The organism is Brevibacillus sp. RS1.1 (assembly GCF_013284365.1).
Classification (GTDB): domain Bacteria; phylum Bacillota; class Bacilli; order Brevibacillales; family Brevibacillaceae; genus Brevibacillus; species Brevibacillus brevis_D.
The window spans coordinates 959,337-978,749 of record NZ_JABSVA010000002.1 but is presented as its reverse complement, the minus strand read 5'-3'; the positions used below and the strand labels follow the sequence as shown (position 1 = coordinate 978,749).

Sequence of the window (19,413 nt, the reverse complement as noted above, 5' to 3'; positions counted from 1 at the left end):
CAACTGGTTTTCGATTTTTTGCATAGAAAAAAGGCTGGGCAATATCCCAACCTTTTGCAAGCATATGAATTCTTTCGTTTATGACACGGTTTTCCATGCATGAATCGCAAGCAACGCCCAGCCAGCAAGGAACAAAACTCCGCCAATCGGCGTAATTGCACCGAGAACCTTAATACCGGTCATCGCCAGCGTGTAGAGACTGCCGGAGAAGATCAAAGTTCCGGCTGTAAAGCACCAGCCTGCCCAAACGAGGCCAGAAGAATCCGGGTACCATTTGAGCAACAGAGCAACCAGCACCAGAGCCAGTGCATGTGTCGTCTGATAGGTCACGCCCGTATGGAAAATGCCCAGCGAATATTCGTCCAATTTTTCCTTCAGTGCATGTGCCCCGAATGCTCCCAACGCAACAGAAAGAAATCCACTGATACTGCCAAGCATCAAAAACAGCTTCATGAGTGCGTCACTCCTTTTTTCGCATAACCTGTACATCTTTCCGACCTCTATTTTAGCGTAAAAAGATAGACATTGCCCAATTGTAATTTGGTGAACACGCCTTGGACTACCATACAAGCCGCTTGTCAACCTCCGACATAGAGTAAAGTATCGCAGTGGCAACGCTTACAGGCCGCTGCGACGGGAGGTGACGTAATATGAACAAATGGATTTCCAACGTAGGAGGGCTTCTAGGTGGCTACGCATTGTTGAAAGCACCGTTGGACGGTTCCTTCCTAAGTGGGGTGGACCCGGTGGTGGATGGAGTGGGGCTGATCACGGTGGTCGTATTCGCAGGAGCTCTTATTTATTCTGGTGTACGCGGCTGGTTCAAGGGTTAAGTAGCAAGATGAAAAACAAACAAAGGGTGTCTCCAATCGGGGATGCCTTTTTTCTTCTTGAGGCAAGCGTCTTTAACTAATATCTTTATTTGTGCTTTACTTGATTGCTCTTTTATTCGTAATGAAATCCATGATAAGGATCAAGGCCACGATAAAAATAGACTGTAATAGAGGTTTTACATAGCTGGATTGATCGTATATAAAGTAAGCTACTATCAAGTTCAGTATGAAAGTAATGAAGTACCCAAAAGTTTTCATTATCTCACCTCATCTCAGAACCAATGTCTATTATAGTAGATTTTCTTACATCTACGCCAAGATTACCACCAGTATAACTGATAATTCGCAATATCGTTTCTAAATGCTGGCGTCTTTTAGCGCGGTTCCCCATAGGCACATCCCTCCCAGTTAAATCCATTAGCTGCGTCTCAATTAACTCCTGTTCTTTTTCAAAATTTGAAATCCGATCGCTTACAGTTTAGTTGAAGTTTAAATCACATTTTTGAAAGGAATAAGCAATTTAACACAGTGTGCGACACGTTCCTACACAGCGTAGTGGTGGTAAACGCCCTGCGGTAAAAGTAGGCATTGATTCGTAAGAATCAAGAGAACTATTACTCCGAATAGTCAAATGATAGAGTAACGTCTTGAAGGGCTATCACGATACCGAATGGCATGGATGTATGTAAGTACGGAAATGTCATAAGCTCGGTGTAAAGGTGGGAGAATCAACCGTAACAGGTCATGCTGACGAAAGACTTATAGAGGTATAAGTTGTTGGTCATACTGCTTGTGTCGAATAAATACGGTGAGAATGTTTACAGATGCCCTAGTTAAGGTCACAAACTGACGAACTATCGAACGTACAGGTCTATATTAAAAACACATAGAAATGTGTGTCATGCTCACTGCATGGTTAGAGTGGATGAGTAAAATTATTGTGTATGAAAATCCATAATATGTTACAGGCATATTCAACCTAACAGGCTTATAGATAGCACCTAAGTTTATTCTTTGATAGGAGTAATGGAACGTGGTAAGCCACTAACGCAGAGAACTTACATTCAGTGAAGCGGTGGTAAGGAAAATCGAAAGATATAACTTGCCTTTATAGTGGTGAAAGTGATGGCGTAGTACCAATGAAGCGCGTAATGAGCGTGGAGGGATAGCCATTAGTCTAACAATAGTATGAGACAGCCATTTTCTTCAAATGATTTTAATAAGGTTCTGGTGAGACTAAGAAAAGTTAATCCTCATATGTGCCGAGGTGACTGACTTATAAAGCTTTTGAAGAAGAAAAAGCTACGACACTCCGAATATTTTGATGCAACAGCAACATTTGATAGGGTATACCAGCGGAGTGTAAATGGAAATAACTTCTACCATCTTGTTGAACTGATGAGCAATGAAAACAACATAAGACTAGCGTTTAGAAACATCAAACGTAATAAAGGAAGCGCGACAGCAGGTACAGATGGTCTAACCATCAATGATATTTCGAGCATGACAGTTGAAGAAGTGGTTGCAAAGATACAAGAGATGTTCGCTAAGTATAATCCTAGGTCAGTTAGGCGAGTCTTCATCCCGAAACCAAATGGAGACAAAAGACCCCTCGGAATCCCGACAATTTGGGACAGAGTTTTCCAGCAATGTATCCTGCAAGTGTTAGACCCTATAATGGAAGCTAAATTTTACAATCACAGTTATGGCTTTAGAAGCAACAGAAGTACGCACCATGCACTATCAAGAATGATGTTTCTTATCAATAGAGTCGGGCTATATCAGTGTATTGACATAGACATTAAAGGATTCTTCGATAACGTGAGTCATGGAAAACTTCTGAGGCAACTATGGTCGTTGGGGATTAGAGATAAGAAATTACTAAAGATTGTCTCTCTGATCCTCAAAAGCGAAATACAAGGGGAAGGAGTCCCAACCAAAGGGACACCGCAAGGTGGAATACTATCACCTCTCCTATCCAATGTAGTGCTAAATGAACTTGATTGGTGGATTAGCAACCAATGGGAGACCTTCAACACTAAGCGCAAATACAAAGGGAACAAGTATACAGCGTTAAAGAAAACGAACCTAAAAGAATGCTTTATCGTGAGATATGCTGATGACTTTAAAATCCTTTGTAGAACACGGTCTCAAGCAAATAAGATGTATCATGCAATCAAGCAATTCCTTAGAGATAGACTTGACCTTGATATAAACGAAGAAAAATCAAAAATTGTCAATCTCAAGAGGAAAAACAGTGAATTTCTTGGTTTCAGTATTAAAGCCAAAAGCAAGGGTTCCGCTCAGTTTGGGTATGTTGCACAATCCCATATGACAGACAAGGCAATCAAAAATGCCACGATGAAAATAAGAGATTGTATTGTGAAAATTCAAAAGAATCCATGTCGGGAGAGCGTTCACAACTTTAATTCAACTGTCATAGGCATTCAAAATTACTACTGTCGTGCCACCAACATTACGAAAAATCTAGCTGGGATTAGCTATAGTCTTCAGAAAGTCTTATACAATCGCTTGAATGAACACAGAACTCAAGCTATCGCAAGTGATATGTCCCCGTCAATGAAAGAGCGGTATAAAGGTTATCAGCCCAAATTATACAAAATACAGGACATGGTCTTTGTCCCAATACATGCACAGAAACACAAGAAGTGTATGAATTTTACCCAAACAATCTGCAACTACACGGTAAAGGGAAGAGCCAAAATTCACGGTAACCTTGCGGTCAACTCAGATTTGTTGGGACATATTATGAGAAGCTATATTCCATACAGAAGTATTGAGTATAACGACTATCGAATCAGTAGATTCGTAGCTCAGTACGGAAAATGTGCAATCAGCAAAGTTGAACTGAGTTATGATGATTGGCACTGTCACCACATTATCCCAGTAAAATATGGCGGTAGCGACCATTACAGCAACCTGATGATACTACATAAAGAAATTCATAAACTCATTCACTTAGTTGACCAAGCAAAGATTAAGCAAGTCATTCACTCTCTCAAGTTAAGTAAGGAGCAAATTAAGAAAGTAAACGACTTACGAATCAAAGCGCATATGGAAACTGTAGCAGTCTGATAGCATTCATTCAGTTCAATACCAAATGGAGTTTTGTCTCATGTGAGTTAGATGGAAAGCCGTATGCGGCGAAAGTCGCACGTACGGTTTGAAGCAGGGGAAAAGGTGGAGATAACCTCAAAACCTTACCTATTGCTATAGTTACTGTGTACCTAGATACTCAATGTAGTGTAGTGCTTAGCCAAAAATCCGAAAGGATTTTGAGCAACAATCCACTCGAATATTCTTGGTTTTTGACTTGTTTTCTGTGTTTTTAAGCACTGACAGGTGCTTTTAAAAACACAGAAAATGAGTCCCTTTTTCGCTTATTAATCAAAAAAAGTTGATTTAACTATTGCATCATCTTGGAAAATGGGCATATAATAAGTTCATCAAAAAAAATTGATAAATGAGGTTATCTTCGATGAACGACTTGAAGCCGCAGCTAGAACAATATGAGAAAAAATTCAAAGCTCTTGCTGATCAAAAACGATTAGAAATCATGTATGAGCTCTGCCAGAGAGGTAAAACCTGTGTCTGTGATCTAACGGAAGTATTTGATATGCCGCAATCAAAGTTATCGTATCATCTCAAGATCTTATTAGAGGCCAACCTAATCACGAAAGAGACAAAAGGCACATGGAGTTACTACGATCTAAATGATGTGGAAGTCAACCACCTGTTATCGGAAGAGCTTTGTTGTATTTTCAGGAAAACAGGTAAAGGAAGCTGCTGCTAATTTTTTTAAACCTTATATCAATTTTTTTTGATTAACTCTATTAAAATTTAGGGAGGAACACGAAAATGAAGTATGTTCACGTTGGGATTAACGTCACGAATTTAGAGAAATCGATTGATTTCTATCAGAAAGTGTTCGGAGTAGAGCCGGTAAAGGTAAAGACAGATTATGCGAAGTTCTTATTGGAGAACCCAGGGCTTAACTTTACACTAAATGTTCGGGACACCGTTAGCGGAAATCAAGTGAATCACTTCGGATTCCAGGTTGAAAGTACAGAAGATATAGTAGCTCACAAGGAAAGGCTAGAAAAGGAAGGCTTTTTCGCACGTGACGAGATGGATACGACTTGTTGCTATGCCGTTCAGGACAAATTTTGGGTTACTGATCCCGACGGTAACGAATGGGAGTTCTTTTACACAAAGGCCGATAGTGAAGTTCATAAAATTCAATCCACATCCTGCTGCACAGAATCCACTACTGAAGTAAGCAGCTCTTGCTGTTAGGACGAATAGGACCATGAAACAACTATCATTTCTAGATCGCTTCCTGACCATCTGGATCTTCCTTGCCATGGTTATTGGGATTACTGTAGGAACTTACGTTCCAGCTTTTACAAGTGGCTTAAATAGCCTACAGATTGGTACAACATCCATACCTCTCGCGATCGGCTTAATCGTGATGATGTATCCCCCTTTAGCAAAGGTTCGTTATGAAGAGATGGGGCGTGTATTTAAAGACCGAAAGGTTCTTTTGTTATCCCTTATTCAAAACTGGGTAATTGGCCCGGTTTTGATGTTTTTATTGGCCATCGTTTTCCTGCCAGATAAGCCAGAGTATATGGTTGGTTTGATTATGATTGGCCTGGCACGCTGTATTGCCATGGTCATTGTGTGGAATGACCTAGCAAAAGGAGATACAGAATACGCTGCTGGCCTTGTGGCATTCAATTCTGTCTTTCAGATGCTTTTCTTTTCGCTATACGCTTATGTTTTTGTCACCATCATTCCGGAATGGCTTGGCATGCAGGGAGCTGTCATTAGCATCACAATGGCGGAAGTTGCAACATCGGTGTTTATTTACCTGGGGATTCCTTTTCTAGCAGGGGTACTTACGCGCTATTCTCTCGTAAAAGTAAAAGGCCGACAGTGGTATGAGAAAGTATTCATTCCGAAAATAAGTCCTATGACGCTGATTGCTTTACTCTTTACCATTATTGTTATGTTCTCAACACAAGGACAAAACATCGTAAGTGTACCACTAGATGTGGTGCGAATCGCGATTCCACTTCTCATCTACTTCATCTTAATGTTCTTTATTTCTTTCTACATGGGGAAGAAGATAGGTGCAAATTACCCCGTTACTACGACTCTCGCTTTTACGGCAGGCAGTAATAATTTTGAATTAGCGATCGCAGTGGCAGTCGGTGTGTTTGGAATTCACTCAGGTGCCGCCTTTGCAGCCGTCATCGGTCCACTTGTTGAAGTACCAGTTATGATTGCATTGGTAAATGTAGCGTTATGGTTCAAACGCAAATATTATGCCGACTCATCATGTAGATGAAGCAAAAAAGGAGAGCATCATGATCAACAAAAAAACCATCTATTTTTTATGCACAGGAAATTCCTGCCGTAGTCAAATGGCAGAAGCATGGGGAAAGAAACACTTAGGTGAGACTTGGAATGTCTTTTCCGCTGGGATTGAAGCACATGGTGTCAATCCAAATGCCGTACGGGCTATGCAAGAGGTGGGGATTGATATTTCCAGCCAAACATCTGATGTCATAGACCTCGATATTTTAAACAATGCGGATCTCGTCGTAACATTATGCAGCCATGCGGATTCCATTTGCCCAACCACACCCCCACATGTAAAACGCGTCCATTGGGGATTTGACGATCCGGCAGGGAAAGAATGGCCGGAGTTTCAAAGAGTGCGTGATGAAATCGGAGCTCGTATAAAGAAATTTGTGGAGACAGGGGAGTAACTTTCTCCGCACGCGGGATGTAACTATCTAATGTACGAGGCATGAAAAGTCCCCTTCTTACGAAAGGGGATTTTCTCTATACTCTGAATACCCTCCTACAGGAGGGAAGCTGTTGTAATCATAAAGCTGTTAAAACTCCGACTCTAATTTATTGTACTTTTGATCATATACATCTTCCTCTGCATCCAGCCAGAAGTGATATGATTCACCTACAACAATCGCTTCTTTCATAGTGTCCACAAAGCTATTAGCTGTAATGTTTTTATTTGAATTCTCCATACCAATCACTTCCTTGCAACGAGATATTCTTAGTTTATGCCTCTCTGTATGTTCTTTCAACAGTCATATGCGTAATGTACACAGTAGTGGAATCAACAGTTAATCAATCTCATGCCCATTGTCATCAATTTTTCCGTCATAGCCGCCTGCAAGTATCATTGCTTCTTCCTCAAATGGCTCAATATCAACCGCTTCAGCTTTATTGTTGTATTCGTCAGCCCAAGGAATACCGCACGCAAGTGCGTGCTTTCTGGGATCATAGCGCATACCGGATTTAAGAATGCTGTAGATAATTTTAGCAACCTTCCCGCACATATGTCCTATCGCTTTTCTCTTTGCCATTTGACGTTCGACCAGACGCACGTAGTAGGATGCAAATACATTTGGGCCAGATCTTTGAGAAATTAGCACTAGGGCCATTTGAAACAATACCCTACGGGAATCCCGAACCCCACTGTTGGTTTGATGTGTACCTTTAACAGAGGTTCCTGATTGTTTATTTTCTGCTGAAACGCCGAGGTACTTTTTAAATTCTTTATAGGTACTAAAACGTTCAATATCACCAATGACACCAATCAATGTGCAAGCCCATCCATCGCCCATAACTGGTAAAGAGTAAAGTAGTTCGGTATATGGATGGGGGGACATACCCTTTTCGGGATTTCCATGCAATAGATTGTGAATATTCTCGTCAATATTTTTTAAGCTGTCTTCTAATCTAAGCGCTTCTTGGATAAGCCAATTTTGTCTATCTGTAATATGGCTTACTTGAATGGCGACAGAATGGGGGAGAACGGAAGCCAATGTATTTGCTGCCTTCTTAGCAATTGGCTTAGCACCACATTTAATAATGGCTTGTCGCAGCTCCTCTTCTGATAAATGCTTCATATCTAACGCGGTTGGATACATCTGTGCCAAGCGTAAAACAGAGGGGTTACCCAACTTTTTAAATGCACGTTTTAGGTCCGGATGAGTGATTTGGAATAGCTGCTGAACTTGATTTTTTCGACGTGTCAATGTAGTAGTCGTAAGCCAACGATCTCTCATTAAGGTGCGTACAATCGACTGAGCCAGCGAGACAGGAGTTGCCAAACGTACCGATTTCATGTCAGGATGAAGCGATTTGTGCCATCCCATATAAGCCATAATTCTAGCATCGATCGCATCTGATTTTTCCTGAATCCCTAGAGTTTCCTCACGGAACCTTTTTACGGCAGAATTTTCGACCATGTGTAATGAATAACCTTCGGTTACGAGTACCTGTTGGAGTAAAAATGAATAATGACCACCTGTTGGCTCCATCAGCATAAAAAAGTCTGCTGGTTTTAGCCCTAGTTGTTCTTGAATCGCCCGGAGTGCGCCCAAAAAATCAGAGATACCAAGACTATCCGCATTGAATTTCATTGTTTTAGCCCTTTTCCATTTCCCGTCACGAAAATGCTCAGGTATGATGCAGGAAGCCACATGAAAATCGGCTCCAATATCGATTCCTGCATAAATGGGGTAAAACAGTCTTTCTTCTGTTTTTGTATGGACTTCATCATGTACAACAATGAATTGCGTCAAAAGGTTTTCATTCATTTAAGTTTTCTCCTGTATATTCTAGCAGTATGTATATACCTGACTATCCAAGTTACTGTGAGAGCTGTTTGCCCAATGTAGCATGTTAGAATTATAGCGCCAGGTTATGATCCCCATATTTTGTCCAGAGGTCTATGTGACATAGCCCCAAACACTCAAAGAGTTTCAACTGCTATTCAAATAGATTAAGAACTTTATTCTTTAATCTAATCTTTATACAGATACAACATTTGGAATAAAATTCCTGCTTCTAACAAAAATAACCCGTCAGTTGACGGGTTATCGTATCTTTTCTAATATGTGCAGCGCCGATAAGGTGGAGTGCCCCACTTTAATCTCAGAGGTCTAGATTAACCAGCCCCAATCCAATTGTGGTAGGAAAAACCGTAAAAGGTCACTGCACAGTTTATTCATTCTCTAACAATCAAGGCTATTCCTTCTTTAATACCAATGTCCCCAAACTATCATCTAAAGCTTATTAAATAACCCACGTTTCATACAGAGGTACAATGGCGATATATTTATTCTGCTCACAGTACCATCTTTCCTCTATAAAAAATAAAACAATGTTCCCAAATGCTCATCAGAACTTTATCCAGAGAGGAAAGTTCACATTGTGTAAAGGGATACATTGCTATAAAAGATATTCTCTAAAAAAAGACGATTACCTCTCTCGACTATAATTTCGCGAGAAATTACCAGGTGACCTCCGTAAGTAAATCAACAAATAGTAATTCTTACACGAGTATGCAAAAATAGTATATAAAAGAACTTTCGCGTAAAGCATGTAGTCCTTTATTTTCAAATTTATTGTTAACTAAGCACTACAGTAATGCTCATTATATAAAAAAGCCCATCCTATCTAAGGATGGACAAGGTTGAAAGAGAATTATTCAAACACCGGACGCAAGAAACTTCGCTCGTAACTGATGATGCACTTTGTTTGCTCTGCGAGTGAGAAGGCAAGTTGGCAATCTACATCGACCAGTATTTTCTTTCGATAATCTTCATATTCTGCCAAACTAGGAAAACTAAATAAGGCATAAGCAATATTATTAGCACCTTCATGAGGAAGGAAATAGCCATGATGATGTCCGCCAAACTTGTTGACAAGAGGTATCCACATCTTTGCATATTCTTCAAAAACACTTACCTGATATGGATCAATAACATATTTCAAGTAACAAGTGACCATTTTTCCACTCCCTAAGGGTTTTTCCTAAATCTTACTGTACATCAGCATTAGGAACAAGACGGGATATGGTTCTACACAATGTGTATTAAAAAAAGACTTTTACTAAAAGTCTCGTGGATTCGAATCACATTCTATTTTTAAAGGCTTAAACCAATTTTTCAGGAATGTTCGTGTATCTGAGATTGTTGTAGCAACATCGCCTTTTTGAATATCGATGTATAGGCTAAAGCCTCCATCAGATTTAGACTCAATTGGAATCAAGTCTATGAATTCGTTAAATTCTTTAACTACTTCGGTGACCCTATCCATTTGTGGTTTGGTTACATCGCTTACTATCATCAAAAATTGTCTCTTCAATAATACACCCCATAGTTTTTAGTTGTAATTCATTATAACACACAGGGAGTATCAGGGGGAAAAGGCCAGCAGGCAGCTTGTTGACCAGAGTTGAAACGAAAGAGATAGGTGTCGATGGGTTTATCAAAATAGTTATTTAGAGAAACAGAGGGGCATTAGATGAGCGGTAGACACAAATTTGAGTGCGAGGATTGCCAAGTGGTCGTAATACTGCGAGGAACTACAATACATGCATCGTTGGTGGTTTTAGAATGCCCTGATTGCGGAGAGGATTTGAGCTGGAAAGGACAGGAGGTGCAGCCAAATGACCGAGTAGCAGATCATTGAAACGCTGGCAACGAAGGTTATGGGATGGGAAAAGCATGAAGTAGAGCTTGACCTAACCGATGGAGGGAAGCAGAAGTTCTTCGACTCTTGGCGGAAGAATGGAATAGAGGTTGCAACTCACTGGTGCCCACTCCACAACATAGCCGATGCGTGGATGATAGCAGAAAATCTCTACATCGGGGTGCTTCCACAGTCTCCAGGAGCTCCAGAGGATATGAGGTTCCTTGCGGTATTTGAAACTCATCCATATGACAGAAATATCGAAATTTATGCAAAGACAGCACAAGAAGCGATATGCAAGGCAGCTCTTGAGGCAGTCGCTTAACAAATCGGTAATTATGTAATACTCCCACACCTTAATAAAGGGTAGGAGTCGGGTAACATACAACGGCATCGATAAATCTTGGATCAATACCATAAAACATCCAGGACCTGCCGTTCCACCGATAGCCCGTAACCCCGTTGTACTCAACGGTAGTTGGATAAAACCAAAATTGTTCTCCATTTACGAGCCAAACATAAGTGTTTTCGTACACACAATCGACAAGATAGGTAGATGGTTGCGGAGGGACGTAAGTTGGCCTGGGAGGGATGAAGCTTGGGGGTGGAGATGTTGGAGCCTGAGCAGGATACACCATTCGCTTTCCACTCCTTCCTAATCTAATCAGCATAATATTCCTGGTCATTTCGAGGAGTGCAGAGTGTTTCTAAAAACAATATTCGAATCGCAAATATTGGTAAGTCAATTCTTAATAGTGTGGATACAACCCACACGATTTGTTAAATAGGAGCGATACCTTTGTGCTACTTGATGTAATGCAACATAGTCATTTGCAAATAAAAAAGAAGTGTCCCAAAGGACACCCTAATTGAACAGCATTATTTATGCTCTTGAAAGTGCATAGATTTCAACCAAAAAGTTTTCTTGTGCACCCTTGGGACTCCCAATGTAAAGAGAGCGAGTAGAAACAACATCTGTGATTTTCTCGCTAACTACTCCAGTAAGATGAGTAGGATCATTGCCTCCACTAACATCTTGACTGACAGAAAAACTAATTTGATTAGGATTAGAAACTCCACTTATTACCCATTGAAAATTAACTGTGTCTGGCGGAAGGACTTCTGTACCAATATTTGAGCTAGAACGATGCGATTGACCAGGCAATGGGGAAGGAGCGGAATAAATAGCGCCGATAAACGTCGACTTAAGTGCACTCATGAAAAAACACCCTCTCAGGAAAGTAACTACATGAAGAATGTGTTTCAAGAAAATGGTAAATATGCAATCGATTATAGCCAACTTACGGGGGCGCGCGTTTTACAAAACATTACGTTTGCACCCAGGGAGGGGAACAGGATAGATGGGTTGTGCTGCCCAACGTGTGGGTGTTAGAAACTAGCTCATTACCTTGGTGGCGTATATGAATGCAAACTATGCGGGCGGAATGTGGACCAGTTCGAATTAATACCAACCGAGCAGTTCTTGGAACAGGATATGTCGGTGGAGCAACTCAAGGGTTTAATCGATATCAAACTGGATATGATGCTGCTCTTTCCGGAAGACAAGGCAGCGCAGAGCCTTTCCGTAGCGTACTGGAGAAACACGGGTATACGGCAGACAACTTACCGACGGGGGCAGTGATTGCTGTCGCAAACATCACTGAATGTTGGTCTGTCGGAGAGAATCATCAGGGCGGCATGCCAGTGCTCTTTAACGGGGATGAAGGACAAATGAAACGGATTTGTCTTCAAGAGGATTCCTTCGGATGGTTTGAACACGGACGGTTTGTATGGGAAATGACGGATGTGAAGCCGTTTGATCCGGTGCCAGCAAAAGGGCAGCAGGGACTTTGGAATTGGGGAGGGGAACGGGATGCAAGCAGGACGTGAGTTGGATGCCTTGGTTGCGGGAGCGCTAAAAGGATGGGAGCCCGGATTCATCGAGCATTTGAAAGAAAACGATGGATGGATACTTATTCCTCAATATTCTACCGATTGGAGACGAATGGGTGAATTGGTGGAAGAAGCAAGGAAACAAGATATCTACCTCGATATTTTACCAAATGAGACATGCTACATCAGTGAGACAAAGACAATGTCAAACGCCACAATCGGAAAAGCAATAAAGAGTGAAGCGCCTCATGCAGCATGCTTGGCATTCCTTGAGGCGAAGGGACTCGCTATTTAACAAAAGAGAAATTGTGATTTTGTCCATGTAAACTTGTACCTTTCTCTCTTATAGAAGTTTGAATAAAGTATACAAACTTTCGAAAAAGGGGGAGTGAGCGATGAGAAAAAATAAAAACAGCATTCGGGGCGGAGTTTCCGTTATAACTTGCACTAACCGACCACGTTTTTTTAATAATATCATCGCTAATTATAAGACCCAGTTGTTTCGGGTAAAAGAGTTGGTAATTGTGATAAATAAAGATAGCATGAGCTTGGCAAAATACCGCAAAAAAGTGCGGGGCTATAAAAATATTTCTGTCTTCAAAGTTTCAGAAAGGGTCTCTTTGGGCAGATGCTTAAATTATGCGGTCAGCAAATCGAAATATCAATTTATCGCAAAGTTCGATGATGATGATTACTACTCACCACATTATTTAAAGCAGCAAATGAATGATCTTCATCGTACAGGAGCTGACATTGTTGGAAAGCGGGCATTTATGACTTATCTCCAATCAAGGAAGCAATTAATTTTACGTTTCCCTAGACAGCACAATAGGTTCGTCAGAGCGCTTGCAGGGGGAACTTTATTATTTAGAAAACGTGTATGTAGCCGCGTACGTTTTGCTAACATTTCGCTTGGGGAAGATGGAAAATTTATAAGGGCCTGTCTAGCAAGAGGCTATAAACTTTACGCTTCTGCTCCCCGTAATTACATTGCAGTTCGTAGAACGAACAAAAAGAGTCACACATGGAAAGCCTCAGACAGTTATGTAAAGTCGGGAAGTCGGATTCTGGCGAAGTCGATTCATTTGCGTAAACTCGCTTCTCGAAAATTGATTTAACGTGAAGCGGATGAACAAGAATTGGAATTTAACATAATATTTCGGGAGTACAAAAAAATAAGCCCCCAAACAGGGAGCCCTAATAATTTCCTTCGCCAAGAAAATTATAACATGGGCTACCGCGAGGGGGAATCTGGAAATGAGCGCACAGGTACAAGAACAACTGTCATTTCTGCAACCAGTGAATGAGACAGAAGTCAGAAAGGCCGTTGTGAAAGAACTGAAAGAGTATAAAGCCCTCCGTGTTGCTGTACAGAATAGGCAGGAACTAAGAGAAAAGGCATAGGTCAACTGTTCCCAAGGCTACAGCCAACAGAGACAATAAACGAGCTGAAGGCCAACCAGATTGATCGAGCATTGCAATACTCGCTAGACGAGATCGAGCGTCGGATTGTCGAAGAGAAGTATCTCAGCACTTCACGCGTAAAAGACATCAATGTATACCTTGATTTAGGGTTAACAAAAGACCAATACTACACAAAAAAGAAAGATGCAATCAGGCAAATTGCTACGGCACTCGGGATGATCTGAGTGCCCTTTTTTGTGCGGAAAAGCCCAACAAAATCGCGATTTACTCTGCTGGGATTTACCGGACAGGGGATTACATGCGAGACCTACGGCTTCGGTTTCTCGTCCCTTGTCCGGTATCTCTCATATTCGAATAAGCCGATCCTATCTCAATTGTGCAGAAGCGTAGCATTGGCTATAATTCGGAATGATTTAAATAATACAGTTGTATTGTTTTTTTGTGCGTGCTATGATGTCTTTAAAAATGTAAAGAGGTGGAAAAAATGGATTATTTTAATTTTTAGCCCATGTCGTACATACCACGTTAGTCGACGAAACAATTCAGTAGATAAGAAATATGAAAAAGGCATGTTCGAAAAAATTAAGTGGAAATAGGAGTGTGGATTATGATTAAAAAATTTATGACTTTGGGTGCAGTTGTTTCCGTATTAACTTTCGGTTCGCAAGCCGCTTTTGCCAGTGATGGGTGGGCGGATTCAAAAGAAACTGCTCATGCTATCAACGATGGTGGTAGTTTCTTTCAAACAATCTCGGATAGTACAGATGTTGATTGGTATGTTTATAGAAATAACTCAGACAAATCGAATTGGGTATTCGAACTTCAATCCCCTGCTGGTATTAACTATGACTATGACTGGATAGCTTTTGGACCTAATGGCGAGTATATAATGTCTGGTACTGCTGGTGATTTAGGGCCTGGCCAAATTGACGCTGCATCGGCAGGTGGCATAGGATTTGGTAAGGGAGTGACAGTATACTTTAAGGTTCGTGGACATTCCTCCCAAGATTTTGATTCGAGGCATGCTTACGCTGTTTACTTATCGGCTTGGTAATTGAGAGGAAAGTCTTAATGAAAAGCACCCTAGTGGTGCTTTTTTCTGTTCCAATCAAATTTAATAGGGGACTATTTCGGTCTTTGCCCATTGCTCTGTATCGCTCATAACCGATACGCCGATCCTGTCTCAAGTGTACAGAATTACCTGCTGCACCGCCTCCTATAGCCTGTGACCGCAGTTAGGCGTAAGGATTGGCTCGCGCCGGATGCCCCTGCCGAAAGAGTGGGGCTTTTGATATAGACAAGCTCCTGCCATTACCTCAGAATGGAAGTATAGGGGGTGATATTTTGCCAGAAATTTATCTAGGAATTTCGATACCTGATATTGTCGTTAGTTCGAAAACTATTCTTCCAAGTATCGCAGGGGTTCTTGTCACAGTGATACTAATAAGAAATAGTTTAAATTAAGCACCCACGCGGTGCTTTTTTTCATGGAGGTGGGTGAAATGTAGTGCGCCAGTATGTCGACTCAGCGACAGGAGAAATATACTACACCAAGGAAGTACTGCTCCGGTCGGACGAGATCGTAAAGGTTTTTCGTCCTGTAGGCCGCAGCACAAAATTCGTGAAGATCAAAGCCAGCTAAAAGGCAAAGCGACGGCTCAGAAAGCTGTCACTCACTAAGGCTGGCTTTTTGTTGAAGATCGCACCTTATGCCAGCGAGGGAACTAATCTCCTGCAAGGCGACAATGAGCGCGGACAAAAGGGGACGCCGCTTACCGTCAAAGACCTTACCTGCATTGTCTCTAAAATCAATCCAGCCTCTTATAATCCGCGAATAGATTTGCAGCCGGGCGACATCGAATACGAGAAGCTTAAACGATCTTTTCAAGAGTTTGGATACGTCGAGCCACTAATTTGGATTGAGCAAACAGGTAATCTCGTCGGCGGACATCAGCGTTTTAAAATTCTTGTAGAACAAGGAACTACTGAAATAGAGGTTTCTGTTGTGTCCTTGGATGAAATCCAAGAGAAGGCGCTCAATATCGCACTAAACAAGATCAGTGGTGCTTGGGATGAGGAAATGCTCGCCCAGGTGTTGGCTGAGCTGCAAGATAGTGAAATGGATCAAGCTCTTACTGGCTTCGATGATAAAGAAGCAGCAGACCTCATTGCACAGTTCACTTTTAAAAGCGATGAAGACGCGGAGTTTACCAACGAGGTACTGGGCTTGGATGATTTTGCTGAGAACAAATTCGATTGTCATTGCCCCCGATGTACCCATTCATCAAAACGCGCCATATGAAGAACGACATCTTTTCTAAAAGGTGGCGTCTTTTGGCTGTTTCCCCCATATACATAAAGTAGACCGACGGCAAAAGGGGGAGGCGAAACGATTTGACCAACGACGAGCGCAAAGAACTGGAGCGATCCATTGACGAAATTACCGAGATCGCCAAAGGGTTCAATCTCGATTTTTACCCGATGCGATACGAGATATGCCCGTCTGACATCATTTATACATTTGGCGCATATGGAATGCCCACACGATTTTCGCACTGGAGTTTTGGAAAGTCCTTTTACCGGATGAAACTGCAATATGATCTGAATCTGAGCAAAATCTACGAGCTCGTCATCAACTCCAATCCATGTTACGCGTTTCTTTTGGACGGCAATTCCTTGATCCAAAACAAGCTCATTGTGGCTCACGTCCTTGCTCACTGCGACTTTTTCAAAAACAATGTGCGCTTCTCCAACACCAATCGGGATATGGTCGAAAGCATGGCGGCCAGCGGAGAGCGGATTCGCCAGTATGAGATCGAGTATGGCAAGGAAGCTGTGGAGAATTTGCTCGACGCGAGCTTGGCGATTCAGGAGCATATCGATCCGAGCTTGCTGCGTCCGAAGCTGCGTTGGAAACGAGAGCCAGACGAAGCTAACAAAAAGACGAGGAACGAACGGCACTCCCCTTATGACGATCTCTGGGGATTGGACCGTAAAGCAAAAGAGGAAGCCGAGCCGGTAAAAGCACCACGCAAATTCCCTCCTGAGCCGGAAAAAGACCTGCTGCTGTTCATTATGGAATACAGCAATATCCTAGACGATTGGCAGCGGGATGTGCTGACGATCATCCGGGATGAGATGCTGTATTTCTGGCCGCAGATGGAAACGAAGATCATGAACGAAGGCTGGGCCACCTACTGGCATATGCGCATCCTGCGGGAAATGGAGCTGACAGAATCGGAGACGATCGAGTTTGCCAAGCTGCATTCCTCCGTCATTCAGCCTTCGACGACGAGCATCAATCCGTATCATTTGGGTCTGAAGATTTTGGAGGACATTGAAAAGCGCTGGGATAATCCTACGAAGGAGGAGCAGGAGCGTTTCGGACGCAAACCAGGAGAGGGACGCGCGAAAATTTTCGAGGTACGCGAGCTGGAGTCCGACATCAGCTTCATTCGCAACTTCCTGACCAAGGACCTCGTCAGTGATCTGGATTTGTATATGTTCGGCAAGCAGGGCAACGATTGGGTCGTCGCGGAAAAGCAGTGGGAGAAGGTACGCGATGGTCTTGCGGGTACACGGGTTAACGGGGGATTCCCTTATGTACTCGTACACGATGGGGATTACTTACGCTCCGGCGAGATGTATTTGAAGCATCATTTCGAGGGGCTGGAGCTGGATGTCAAATACGTAGAAAAAACATTGCCTTACATCTATGACTTGTGGGGAAAATCCATCCACCTTGAATCGATGGTGGAGGATCGACAAGTGTTGTTTACGTACGATGGCAAGAAGGTACATCGCCGCTTTTTATAGGGGGAAAAAGGCCGCGTGCCGGGTGGAAGCTGACCGAGCGTGCGGCCTTTTCTACGTGCCCGAACGAGGACAACTGAACCGTCATTTTCATGTGACTGCTGATCCCGTCGTCCATGGGGATGCTCGTCCCGTTGATGGAAGAGAGCTGGAAAAAACTCGCAAAGAAGCGAGCGCGTCCGTGTTTTTGAAGAGTTTCAAGGTAAACTGCTAGTTTTTTTCTCAAGCTCCATCGCTTCTTCCAAAAAGGCTTGCCTTGCTTCTTTTACTAGGAAAACAATCAGGATGAAAACAAAGATGTAGGCAAAGTCGAGAAACCAGATAAGCCCCAAGGGATGAGAAAGCATGGCCCCTAGCATAGGTGACATCAACCCGCCCATAACTCCAGCCATTACTCCTTCAATAGAAGCGGTAAGAGAGACCAATTTCCCCGAGATAAACCCAACCACCATACCAATTGCGATAGCAATGATCGTCGCAGATTGTAAATCGCTCACCAGATATACTTGAATGTTCAACCCCAAGGAAATACTAGACATAGCACCTAACACCATAGCGATGATCATGCCATCCATACAGGCAAGCTCGGACCGATTTTTATAGGTATAAAGGATACAGCTAACCGTCACCAAACTGAGAAAAATCATGTTTAGGAATAGCATATAATCCTCCTTAGTCCGCTGCTATTTTCCTTCTTCGCCTGCATCCACACCTGCAAAAGATATTGCATCTACTACCTCGACAAAGACATCTGTTAGCCACTTAGACCACCTCCTGCAATAACATATGAGGTGGTCAAAGAAAGTTGCTTGACTTTGGATCGGTATTTTCACTAATTATTCGAAAATGGGTTAAAAATTTTTGTTAAAATTTCAAACGATTACCATTAATATAAGGAAGAAGACTGATGAATGAGGTGATCCTATCAGAATAATTCTCTTGGTTTTACTTCTTGGGCTGTTAGCATTGAGATTTTTCGATCTAGACGTTAGCATGGGAATCAATAGAAAGGTCTTAGTAGTCATCACAGTTGCGGTGGCTTTTTGGATGATTTATTTGGACTATAAGGGTAGAGGAAAGAAAGGCCGCACGACCGGTGGAAACTGACCGAGCGTGCGGCTTTTTCTGTGTGTAACGAGCTAGGACAACTGATCCGTAATTCCAATGTGACTGCTGATCCCGCCGTCCATGGTGATACTCGTCCCGTTGATGTATCCGCTATGCTGTCCAACGAGATGATCAATCATCTGGGCGATTTCCACCGGTTGAGCTACGCGTTTCACCGGGCTTTTGGCGATGACCCGATTCATGTAATCCGAAATATCCTCCGGACGTACGCCCATCGCGGTATCCACATATCCGGGACAGATGGCATTGCAAGTAATCCCGTGCTCACCCCATTCCGCAGCAATTGTTTTCGTATAGCCGATCATGCCGTGCTTGGAAGCGACGTAGGTGGACGAATGTGCTGAGCCGAGCAAGCCCTGAATAGAAGCGATGTTGACGATCCGCCCGTAGTTCCTTTCTTTCATCTTGGGCAACAGGTTCCTGCAAAATAGGAAAACACTCTTCAAGTTGGTATTCATGATCCAATCCCACTCTTCATCAGAGACTTCGTCGACTCGGTGGAATGGACCACCAACTCCGGCGTTGTTGACCAAGATGGTGATATCTCCGAAATGCGATTCTACTAGCTGGATGGCTTCTTCTACTTGCGCTCGTTGACCGACATCACAGCGAATGGACAAGGCTTGACCGCCTGTCTGATTGATTTCTTGGGCGACTAACTGAGCCTTTTCTTCATGTACATCAAGAACAGCGACACGTACCCCATGTTGAGCCAAAAGCTTTGCGGCTGCTGCCCCGATTCCATTGCCTGCTCCTGTGATGATTGCTACTTGCTGCATTTGTA

Annotated in this window: 22 protein-coding genes and 1 pseudogene; 15 read left to right on the top strand and 8 right to left on the bottom strand. The window is 42.6% G+C overall.

What is annotated here, in order from left to right; genetic code table 11:
• Positions 1 to 78: 78 nt before the first annotated feature.
• Positions 79 to 453: a DUF423 domain-containing protein gene (locus tag HP570_RS10155; protein WP_012684886.1), complete on the bottom strand. Its 375-nt coding sequence runs from the start codon at positions 451 to 453 to the stop codon at positions 79 to 81.
• A 197-nt stretch (positions 454 to 650) separates the two neighbouring features.
• Between HP570_RS10155 and HP570_RS10150 the strand changes: the two genes are divergently transcribed.
• The 6 genes from HP570_RS10150 (at position 651) to arsC (ending at position 6,631) form a co-directional block, all read left to right on the top strand.
• Entirely contained in the window at positions 651 to 833 is a 183-nt protein-coding gene (locus HP570_RS10150) for a hypothetical protein (RefSeq protein ID WP_173625640.1), read from the top strand.
• Positions 834 to 2,120: 1,287 nt separating this feature from the next.
• Positions 2,121 to 3,929, top strand: a complete 1,809-nt coding sequence (ltrA, locus tag HP570_RS10145) for a group II intron reverse transcriptase/maturase (protein WP_483862093.1) — start codon at positions 2,121 to 2,123, stop codon at positions 3,927 to 3,929.
• Between the two features lie 403 nt (positions 3,930 to 4,332).
• On the top strand, positions 4,333 to 4,647 hold the full coding sequence (arsR, locus tag HP570_RS10140; protein ID WP_106656033.1) for an arsenical resistance operon transcriptional regulator ArsR: 315 nt from the start codon (positions 4,333 to 4,335) through the stop codon (positions 4,645 to 4,647).
• A gap of 65 nt (positions 4,648 to 4,712) precedes the next feature.
• Positions 4,713 to 5,150 (top strand): ArsI/CadI family heavy metal resistance metalloenzyme, encoded by a 438-nt coding sequence (locus HP570_RS10135; protein WP_173625639.1) that lies wholly within the window; start codon positions 4,713 to 4,715, stop codon positions 5,148 to 5,150.
• Between the two features lie 13 nt (positions 5,151 to 5,163).
• The gene (gene arsB, locus HP570_RS10130; RefSeq protein ID WP_173625638.1) at positions 5,164 to 6,207 is read left to right on the top strand and encodes an ACR3 family arsenite efflux transporter; all 1,044 of its coding nucleotides are present in this window, start codon (positions 5,164 to 5,166) and stop codon (positions 6,205 to 6,207) included.
• 19 nt (positions 6,208 to 6,226) lie between these two features.
• The gene (gene arsC / locus HP570_RS10125) at positions 6,227 to 6,631 is read left to right on the top strand and encodes an arsenate reductase (thioredoxin) (protein WP_173625637.1); all 405 of its coding nucleotides are present in this window, start codon (positions 6,227 to 6,229) and stop codon (positions 6,629 to 6,631) included.
• A gap of 129 nt (positions 6,632 to 6,760) precedes the next feature.
• Here the strand turns inward: arsC and HP570_RS10120 are convergent, their stop codons facing one another.
• From HP570_RS10120 to HP570_RS10105, 4 genes are all read right to left on the bottom strand, one after another.
• Positions 6,761 to 6,910 carry a hypothetical protein gene (locus HP570_RS10120; RefSeq protein WP_173625636.1) on the bottom strand — a complete coding sequence of 50 codons (150 nt, stop codon included), beginning with the start codon at positions 6,908 to 6,910 and terminating at the stop codon, positions 6,761 to 6,763.
• Between the two features lie 99 nt (positions 6,911 to 7,009).
• The gene (locus HP570_RS10115; RefSeq protein ID WP_173625635.1) at positions 7,010 to 8,491 is read right to left on the bottom strand and encodes an IS110 family transposase; all 1,482 of its coding nucleotides are present in this window, start codon (positions 8,489 to 8,491) and stop codon (positions 7,010 to 7,012) included.
• A gap of 889 nt (positions 8,492 to 9,380) precedes the next feature.
• Positions 9,381 to 9,686 carry an NIPSNAP family protein gene (locus tag HP570_RS10110; protein WP_012684890.1) on the bottom strand — a complete coding sequence of 102 codons (306 nt, stop codon included), beginning with the start codon at positions 9,684 to 9,686 and terminating at the stop codon, positions 9,381 to 9,383.
• A 102-nt stretch (positions 9,687 to 9,788) separates the two neighbouring features.
• Positions 9,789 to 10,025, bottom strand: a complete 237-nt coding sequence (locus tag HP570_RS10105; protein ID WP_041749279.1) for a hypothetical protein — start codon at positions 10,023 to 10,025, stop codon at positions 9,789 to 9,791.
• A 364-nt stretch (positions 10,026 to 10,389) separates the two neighbouring features.
• Here HP570_RS10105 and HP570_RS10100 point away from each other — a divergent pair, with 364 nt between their 5' ends.
• On the top strand, positions 10,390 to 10,695 hold the full coding sequence (locus HP570_RS10100) for a BC1872 family protein (protein ID WP_012684891.1): 306 nt from the start codon (positions 10,390 to 10,392) through the stop codon (positions 10,693 to 10,695).
• Between the two features lie 558 nt (positions 10,696 to 11,253).
• Here the strand turns inward: HP570_RS10100 and HP570_RS10095 are convergent.
• Positions 11,254 to 11,589 carry a DeoR family transcriptional regulator gene (locus HP570_RS10095; protein WP_111914456.1) on the bottom strand — a complete coding sequence of 112 codons (336 nt, stop codon included), beginning with the start codon at positions 11,587 to 11,589 and terminating at the stop codon, positions 11,254 to 11,256.
• A 206-nt stretch (positions 11,590 to 11,795) separates the two neighbouring features.
• On the opposite strand from HP570_RS10095, the gene HP570_RS10090 reads away from it, so the two are divergent.
• The 8 genes and pseudogenes from HP570_RS10090 to HP570_RS10060 all read left to right on the top strand — a co-directional run bounded on the left by HP570_RS10090 (position 11,796) and on the right by HP570_RS10060 (position 17,504).
• Positions 11,796 to 12,260 carry a hypothetical protein gene (locus HP570_RS10090; protein ID WP_012684893.1) on the top strand — a complete coding sequence of 155 codons (465 nt, stop codon included), beginning with the start codon at positions 11,796 to 11,798 and terminating at the stop codon, positions 12,258 to 12,260.
• Positions 12,244 to 12,558: a hypothetical protein gene (locus HP570_RS10085; protein WP_173625634.1), complete on the top strand. Its 315-nt coding sequence runs from the start codon at positions 12,244 to 12,246 to the stop codon at positions 12,556 to 12,558. The genes HP570_RS10090 and HP570_RS10085 overlap by 17 nt, the downstream gene beginning before the upstream one ends.
• Positions 12,559 to 12,658: 100 nt before the next feature.
• A complete protein-coding gene (locus HP570_RS10080) occupies positions 12,659 to 13,381 on the top strand; it encodes a glycosyltransferase family 2 protein (RefSeq protein WP_173625633.1) in 723 nt (240 codons plus the stop codon).
• Between the two features lie 139 nt (positions 13,382 to 13,520).
• Positions 13,521 to 13,912: pseudogene (locus tag HP570_RS10075) on the top strand (ArpU family phage packaging/lysis transcriptional regulator).
• A gap of 383 nt (positions 13,913 to 14,295) precedes the next feature.
• Positions 14,296 to 14,742 (top strand): hypothetical protein, encoded by a 447-nt coding sequence (locus HP570_RS10070; protein WP_041749281.1) that lies wholly within the window; start codon positions 14,296 to 14,298, stop codon positions 14,740 to 14,742.
• 453 nt (positions 14,743 to 15,195) lie between these two features.
• Positions 15,196 to 15,330 (top strand): hypothetical protein, encoded by a 135-nt coding sequence (locus HP570_RS29790; protein ID WP_256436222.1) that lies wholly within the window; start codon positions 15,196 to 15,198, stop codon positions 15,328 to 15,330.
• A 153-nt stretch (positions 15,331 to 15,483) separates the two neighbouring features.
• Positions 15,484 to 15,990 carry a ParB N-terminal domain-containing protein gene (locus HP570_RS10065; protein ID WP_173625719.1) on the top strand — a complete coding sequence of 169 codons (507 nt, stop codon included), beginning with the start codon at positions 15,484 to 15,486 and terminating at the stop codon, positions 15,988 to 15,990.
• Positions 15,991 to 16,082: 92 nt separating this feature from the next.
• Entirely contained in the window at positions 16,083 to 17,504 is a 1,422-nt protein-coding gene (locus HP570_RS10060) for a SpoVR family protein (protein WP_016741702.1), read from the top strand.
• Between the two features lie 194 nt (positions 17,505 to 17,698).
• On the opposite strand, the gene HP570_RS10055 is transcribed toward HP570_RS10060, so the two are convergent.
• Together HP570_RS10055 and HP570_RS10050 are read right to left on the bottom strand one after the other, a co-directional pair.
• Positions 17,699 to 18,076, bottom strand: a complete 378-nt coding sequence (locus tag HP570_RS10055; RefSeq protein ID WP_231850563.1) for a hypothetical protein — start codon at positions 18,074 to 18,076, stop codon at positions 17,699 to 17,701.
• Positions 18,077 to 18,640: 564 nt separating this feature from the next.
• Positions 18,641 to 19,408, bottom strand: a complete 768-nt coding sequence (locus HP570_RS10050; RefSeq protein WP_173625632.1) for an SDR family NAD(P)-dependent oxidoreductase — start codon at positions 19,406 to 19,408, stop codon at positions 18,641 to 18,643.
• Between the last annotated feature and the right edge of the window lie 5 nt (positions 19,409 to 19,413).

What these genes read in the sequence shown, in the direction of transcription:
- HP570_RS10135 (WP_173625639.1), top strand. Translation starts at nt 4,713, where the DNA reads ATGAAGTATGTTCACGTTGGGATTAACGTCACGAATTTAGAGAAATCG.
- HP570_RS10090 (WP_012684893.1), top strand. Translation starts at nt 11,796, where the DNA reads ATGCAAACTATGCGGGCGGAATGTGGACCAGTTCGAATTAATACCAAC.
- arsB (WP_173625638.1), top strand. Translation starts at nt 5,164, where the DNA reads ATGAAACAACTATCATTTCTAGATCGCTTCCTGACCATCTGGATCTTC.
- HP570_RS10085 (WP_173625634.1), top strand. Translation starts at nt 12,244, where the DNA reads ATGCAAGCAGGACGTGAGTTGGATGCCTTGGTTGCGGGAGCGCTAAAA.
- arsC (WP_173625637.1), top strand. Translation starts at nt 6,227, where the DNA reads ATGATCAACAAAAAAACCATCTATTTTTTATGCACAGGAAATTCCTGC.
- HP570_RS10055 (WP_231850563.1), bottom strand. Translation starts at nt 18,076, where the DNA reads ATGGATGGCATGATCATCGCTATGGTGTTAGGTGCTATGTCTAGTATT.
- HP570_RS10120 (WP_173625636.1), bottom strand. Translation starts at nt 6,910, where the DNA reads ATGGAGAATTCAAATAAAAACATTACAGCTAATAGCTTTGTGGACACT.
- HP570_RS10050 (WP_173625632.1), bottom strand. Translation starts at nt 19,408, where the DNA reads ATGCAGCAAGTAGCAATCATCACAGGAGCAGGCAATGGAATCGGGGCA.
- HP570_RS10150 (WP_173625640.1), top strand. Translation starts at nt 651, where the DNA reads ATGAACAAATGGATTTCCAACGTAGGAGGGCTTCTAGGTGGCTACGCA.
- HP570_RS10110 (WP_012684890.1), bottom strand. Translation starts at nt 9,686, where the DNA reads ATGGTCACTTGTTACTTGAAATATGTTATTGATCCATATCAGGTAAGT.
- HP570_RS10070 (WP_041749281.1), top strand. Translation starts at nt 14,296, where the DNA reads ATGATTAAAAAATTTATGACTTTGGGTGCAGTTGTTTCCGTATTAACT.
- HP570_RS10080 (WP_173625633.1), top strand. Translation starts at nt 12,659, where the DNA reads ATGAGAAAAAATAAAAACAGCATTCGGGGCGGAGTTTCCGTTATAACT.
- HP570_RS10105 (WP_041749279.1), bottom strand. Translation starts at nt 10,025, where the DNA reads ATGATAGTAAGCGATGTAACCAAACCACAAATGGATAGGGTCACCGAA.
- HP570_RS10115 (WP_173625635.1), bottom strand. Translation starts at nt 8,491, where the DNA reads ATGAATGAAAACCTTTTGACGCAATTCATTGTTGTACATGATGAAGTC.
- HP570_RS10155 (WP_012684886.1), bottom strand. Translation starts at nt 453, where the DNA reads ATGAAGCTGTTTTTGATGCTTGGCAGTATCAGTGGATTTCTTTCTGTT.
- HP570_RS10100 (WP_012684891.1), top strand. Translation starts at nt 10,390, where the DNA reads ATGGGATGGGAAAAGCATGAAGTAGAGCTTGACCTAACCGATGGAGGG.
- arsR (WP_106656033.1), top strand. Translation starts at nt 4,333, where the DNA reads ATGAACGACTTGAAGCCGCAGCTAGAACAATATGAGAAAAAATTCAAA.
- HP570_RS10095 (WP_111914456.1), bottom strand. Translation starts at nt 11,589, where the DNA reads ATGAGTGCACTTAAGTCGACGTTTATCGGCGCTATTTATTCCGCTCCT.